At 57.9% G+C, this 5,696-nt stretch carries 5 protein-coding genes; 3 read left to right on the top strand and 2 right to left on the bottom strand.

From position 1 onward, the window contains the following. Both gyrB and ACIQ5B_RS09995 read left to right on the top strand, forming a co-directional pair. A partial coding sequence (gene gyrB / locus ACIQ5B_RS10000) for a DNA topoisomerase (ATP-hydrolyzing) subunit B (protein WP_397598892.1) occupies positions 1–2,464 on the top strand: 2,464 nt, incomplete at its 5' end. Positions 2,465–2,547: 83 nt separating this feature from the next. Next, a complete protein-coding gene (locus tag ACIQ5B_RS09995) occupies positions 2,548–2,913 on the top strand; it encodes a septal ring lytic transglycosylase RlpA family protein (protein ID WP_397598891.1) in 366 nt (121 codons plus the stop codon). Here the strand turns inward: ACIQ5B_RS09995 and ACIQ5B_RS09990 are convergent. Further along, a complete protein-coding gene (locus tag ACIQ5B_RS09990) occupies positions 2,910–3,632 on the bottom strand; it encodes a YgfZ/GcvT domain-containing protein (RefSeq protein WP_397598890.1) in 723 nt (240 codons plus the stop codon). The two genes, ACIQ5B_RS09995 and ACIQ5B_RS09990, sit on opposite strands and share 4 nt — an antisense overlap. Positions 3,633–3,670: 38 nt before the next feature. Between ACIQ5B_RS09990 and pyrC the strand changes: the two genes are divergently transcribed. Next, positions 3,671–4,714 carry a dihydroorotase gene (pyrC, locus tag ACIQ5B_RS09985; protein WP_397598889.1) on the top strand — a complete coding sequence of 348 codons (1,044 nt, stop codon included), beginning with the start codon at positions 3,671–3,673 and terminating at the stop codon, positions 4,712–4,714. A gap of 9 nt (positions 4,715–4,723) precedes the next feature. Here the strand turns inward: pyrC and rarD are convergent, their stop codons facing one another. Continuing rightward, entirely contained in the window at positions 4,724–5,620 is an 897-nt protein-coding gene (rarD, locus tag ACIQ5B_RS09980) for an EamA family transporter RarD (RefSeq protein ID WP_397598888.1), read from the bottom strand. Positions 5,621–5,696 lie beyond the last annotated feature (76 nt).

The following is a 5,696-nucleotide window of genomic DNA, read 5'->3' as shown; positions in this document are numbered from 1 at the left end:
CAAGCGGCCGGGAATGTATATCGGCGACACCGATGACGGCAGCGGCCTGCACCACATGGTGTTCGAAGTATCGGACAACGCAATCGACGAAGCGCTCGCCGGACATTGCGATCTGGTGCTTATCGAATTGAACGCCGACGGATCGGTCTCGGTCGAAGATAATGGCCGCGGCATCCCGACGGGCATGCACAAGGAAGAAGGCGTTTCCGCAGCTGAGGTCATCATGACCCAACTGCACGCCGGCGGTAAGTTTGAAAACACCTCGGACGACAACGCGTACAAGGTATCGGGCGGTTTGCACGGTGTCGGTGTATCCGTCGTCAACGCACTGTCTGAATTTCTTGAGCTCACCATCTGGCGCGAAGGCAAAGAGCATTGGATGCGCTTTGAGCATGGTGACGCCGTTGCGCCGTTAATCGTTCGTGGCGACGCGCCAGTGGTCGATGGCAAAACCAAAAAGGGGACGCGCGTCACCTTCATGGCGTCGACCGAGACCTTCAAAAATGTGCTCGAATTTGATTTTGACAAGCTTGAGCATCGCTATCGCGAACTCGCATTTCTGAATTCCGGCGTCCGCATTCTGCTGCGGGACAACCGCCATTCGGAGGTCAAAGAGCATGACCTTTATTATGAGGGCGGCATTGGCGCGTTCGTTAAATATCTGGACCGCAACAAAACGGCCCTGCTCGTCGATCCGATTGCGATTTCGTCGCACCGTGACGGCATCGGCATTGATGTCGCGCTGGAATGGAACGACAGCTATTACGAAAACGTCTTGTGCTTCACCAACAACATTCCGCAGCGCGATGGTGGCACCCACTTGGCAGCATTCCGCTCGGCATTGACGCGCACGCTGAACAACTACGCCGAAAAATCGGGCGTGTTGAAAAAGGAAAAGGTCACGCTCACGGGCGATGACATGCGCGAAGGCCTGACCGCGATTGTCTCGGTAAAATTGCCTGATCCAAAATTCTCGTCGCAGACCAAAGACAAGTTGGTCTCGTCGGAAGTGCGCCAGCCGCTGGAAAGTCTGATGGCTGACCGGATGAGCGAGTGGCTTGAAGAAAATCCCGGCCATGCGCGCACCGTGATCCAAAAGGTCATTGACGCTGCCGCAGCCCGCGAAGCCGCACGTAAGGCGCGCGAGGCCAGCCGCAAATCGGTGATGAGCGTTGCGTCTCTGCCCGGCAAGCTTGCCGACTGTCAGGAAAAAGACCCTGCCAAATCCGAACTGTTCCTGGTCGAAGGCGACTCCGCAGGTGGTTCGGCAAAGCAAGGTCGCGACCGGCATTATCAGGCAATTTTGCCGCTCAAGGGTAAAATTCTGAACGTCGAGCGCGCGCGATTTGACCGGATGCTTTCGTCCAAGGAAGTGGGCACGCTCATTCAAGCCATGGGCACGGGCATTGGTCGCGAAGATTTCAATATTGAAAAGCTGCGCTATCACAAGATTGTGATCATGACCGACGCTGACGTCGACGGGTCACATATCCGCACATTGTTGCTGACATTCTTCTATCGCCAGATGCCGGAGATTATCGAAAACGGCCATCTCTTCATCGCGCAGCCGCCTTTGTACAAAGTCGCGAAAGGCCGCAGCGAAATTTACGTTAAGGACGACAAAGCGCTCGACGACCATCTTGCAGAGCTCGGTCTTGGCGGCGTTGTGCTTGAAGGTGCCGGCGGACAACGCGCAGGCGCCGATTTGGGCGCACTGGTCGATCATGCACGCCGGATGCGCAGCCTGATGGCATTTGTGCCCCGCCGTTACGACCCCACAATTGTCGAGGCCATGGCGCTCACCGGCGCGCTTGACCCCGAAGCAACCGACCGCGCTGCTGCGGTGGCCAAGGCGGCCGCATGGATGGGTGCGCAGGATGTTGAGGGCAAATGGTCCGGCCGCGTGTCCGAAGACGGTGGGTATCACTTCGAACGCCTCTGGCGCGGGGTAACCGATCACCACATCATCGACGCAGCATTCCTAATGTCGGCAGAAGCGCGCAAGCTGCACAAGCTCGCCAGCGAAGAAACCGCCAGTTACGAAACCCCTGCCCGATTGGTGAAGGTCACTGCCGCTGCAGCAGCGGATGCCGCCGAAGACATCGAAGCGGACAGCGACGCAGAAGCCGCGGATGCCGTTGGCGACCAAGCCAAGCGCGCAACAACCGCCGTGAGTGTAGGCAATAAAGGCGCGATCACGCGTCCATCGGAATTGCTTGAGGCCATACTCGCCGCAGGGCGAAAGGGCCTATCGATTTCGCGCTACAAGGGTCTTGGCGAAATGAATGCGGAGCAATTGTGGGAAACGACACTTGATCCTGATCACCGGTCGTTGCTGCGTGTTGAAATTGACCAGGCTGACTTGGCGGACGATATCTTCACTAAGCTGATGGGCGAAGTGGTTGAGCCACGGCGTGATTTCATTGTCGAAAACGCGCTCAACGTCGCCAATCTGGACGTTTGAACGCAAAGCCTGTGCACATTATCGCTTCGACAATTGGAAGCGTGCGGCGTTTATTGTAGCCCGCACGCCTCGGGGGGAATATTATGCACAAACGTCACTATCTTGCGCTCGCGCTCATCGCCTTGCCGGTTTTGGCGCAGGCTGGCGACAGCCGTGTCGAAATCGGCACCGGATTGGCCAGCTATTATGGCGCCGAACTCAGCGGCAATCGCACGGCCAGTGGCGAGCGTTTTGATCCAAATGCGATGACCGCGGCGCACCGGACATTATCCTTTGGCACAAGGGTGGTGGTCACCAATCTCGCCAATGGTCAGGAAGTTATCGTGCGGGTGAACGACCGCGGTCCGTGGAGCAAATCACGCATCGTGGATCTATCTTATGCTGCGGCCAAACAGATCGGCATGCACCGCAGCGGGACCGCAAAGGTGAAGCTCGAGCGGCTCGATTAACCAAGCGCAGCGCGCTGCCAGTCTGGCAGAGCAAGCGCGGTCAAATCTTCCACGCGGCGCAACTCCACCGATATATCAAGTTCCGGATAGACGCACCGCTGCCGGCTCTCGTCGGCTTGTGCCAACGGGACGACCACCAGCCGCCGGTTCACCTTTTGCCGCCAGTTCATACGCGCGGTATTCTCCTGCCCGACATAACATCCCTTGGTGAATGATACCCCGTTCAGTTCGGCGGCGTTGGCCTCAAGCCACAATGTCTGTTCGCTACCCAGTTCATGTACGCCCTCAGTGATGCCGAGCCCCAACCGATGTGCGCGATATTCGGCGCTCACATCAACATCATCGTCGGCCAGCGCGCCCAGCCAGCGTGTCCCAAGCTCCGCATGGCGCGGGTCTGTGCTGCCGTCGCCTTTCCACAACACGCCGCATTCCGGATCAATGGCAATGGCGATTTTCCGGCGCAACCGGTACATCGACAGGCGCCGGACCAATGCGTTGGCTTGCGTGCCTTCGCAATCGATAAGCACATCGTCACCATCTGCCCACAGGATGAAATCGAACAGCGCCTTTCCCTGCGGGCTCAGCAAGCCCGCCCATAAGGGCATTTCTGCCGTGCTATCCTGTGTCACCAGACCCTGCAGAAATTGGCGCACATCCTCTCCCGGCTCGGTGGGCGACAGACGGATAACGCAGCGGTCGAATAGACGGGTGTTTGGCATAGGTGACAGATAGGGGGACAGGCGCTTAAAGGGAAGCCATGACCGACCAGATGATTCTTTCCATCCGCCGCCCTGATGATTGGCACCTCCATTTTCGCGACGGCGCAGCGATGCGCAGCGTGGTGCCCTTCACCGCGAAACAGTTTGCACGTGCGATTGTCATGCCCAATTTGTCGCCACCAATCACGACGGTTGAAGCGGGCGCGGCCTATCGTGACCGGATTTTGGCGGCGGTGCCCGAAGGCGTCACGTTCACGCCGCTTATGACGGCCTATCTTACCGACGTAAGTGACGGGAATGAACTGGCGCGCGGTCACGCCGAAGGTGTGTTTACAGCAGCAAAGCTATACCCCGCGCATGCCACCACCGGAAGCGCACACGGCGTTACGAACATAAACAATATCATGCCCGCGCTGGAGCATATGGCGCGGATCGGCATGCCATTGCTGATCCACGGCGAAGTCACAGACTCGCATGTCGATATCTTTGACCGTGAGGCTGTGTTCATTGAACGGACGCTGTCGAAACTGGTGCGCGATCTGCCTGAACTCAAGATCGTGTTTGAACATATCACCACCGCAGACGCCGTTGCTTTTGTAGATGCCTGCGGTCCCAATGTCGGGGCGACAATTACGCCGCAGCATTTGCACATCAACCGCAATGCGATGTTTGCGGGCGGCATCCGTCCGCATGCTTACTGCCTGCCAGTCGCCAAACGTGAGATACACCGGCTTGCGCTACGCAAAGCTGCGACGTCGGGCAGCCGTAAATATTTCCTCGGCACCGACAGCGCGCCGCACGACAAATCTGCCAAGGAAAGCGCCTGCGGCTGCGCGGGAATATTTAACGCGCCCTTCGCATTGGAAAGCTACGCCGCCGTCTTTGAAGAAGAAGGCGCGCTGGACAAATTTGAGGCCTTTGCCTCGGAAAACGGCCCGCGTTTTTATGGTCTGCCGTTGAACGAGGGGCGCATGATATTGGAACGCACCGATGTCGTCGTGCCCGAGCTGTTGGCGCTGGACGGGCTTGATGTCGTGCCGTTCCACGCAGGGGAAACATTGCGCTGGCGGCTGAAGGCTTAGGATCAGGACCTAAGCTTTTGATGCCCTGTAGGATTTAATCGCGTCGGCGCAGAATATCGCGATACTGGCCCAGATCAGGATGAAGCACGCCAGCTTCGTCGTGCTCAATGGCTCGCCGTACACGAACACACCCAGCAGGAACGCAATGGACGGTGCCATATATTGGACAAAGCCCAGGCTGGTATAGCTCATCCGACGGGCGGCGGTCGCGAACATCAGCAGCGGGATGGCGGTGACCGCACCTGCCAATATCAAAAGCCCCGACGTCGTCACATCATCCCCAAATCCGCCGCCGCCAACTTGCGCGAAATAGAGTACAGCGCCCAACGCCAGCGGCGCGAGCAACGTCGTCTCAGTTGCAAGGCCGGGCACAGAGCCAACAGGCGTAATCTTGCGGATAAGGCCGTAGAGGCCAAAGCTTAAAGCGAGCGATATCGATACCCATAAGGTGTCGAGCGCATCACCGATGAGGATAGCAACGCCAATGGCGGCAACAGCCACGGCGACCATCTGAAGCGGCCGCAATCGCTCACCCAGAAACAGACGCCCCAGCAGGACGTTCACCAAGGGGTTGAGATAATAGCCAAGGCTCGCGGCCAAAATATGGTCCGTGGAAACGGCCCAAATGTAAATCAGCCAGTTGATGGCGACCAACGTGGCAGAGGCCAACAAGTTGCGCAGATGCGCCTTGTGGCGGAAAATGGCGGCATATTCGCCAAGCTGTTTGCGAAAGGCCATAATGACCAAAAGCAGCGGAATGGACCACAAGACGCGCTGCGCAACGACCGCGACCGGCGAGACATGGCTCAGCAGCTTGAAATAAACGGGGACGAAGCCCCAGATGAGATATGCCGACATGGCATAAGGCAAGCCACTTGGCTGCGCGGTTTCAGATTTGTCGGTCATATGTTTTGCTAAGCCTTCGCGTGGGGATCAAATGATCCCGCCGCCGATCCAGAGGCGCAGCGCGCAAATGGCTATA

The organism is Sphingorhabdus sp. (assembly GCF_044374345.1).
Lineage (GTDB): Bacteria > Pseudomonadota > Alphaproteobacteria > Sphingomonadales > Sphingomonadaceae > Sphingorhabdus_B.
This window is presented reverse-complemented; position numbering and strand designations above follow the sequence as displayed.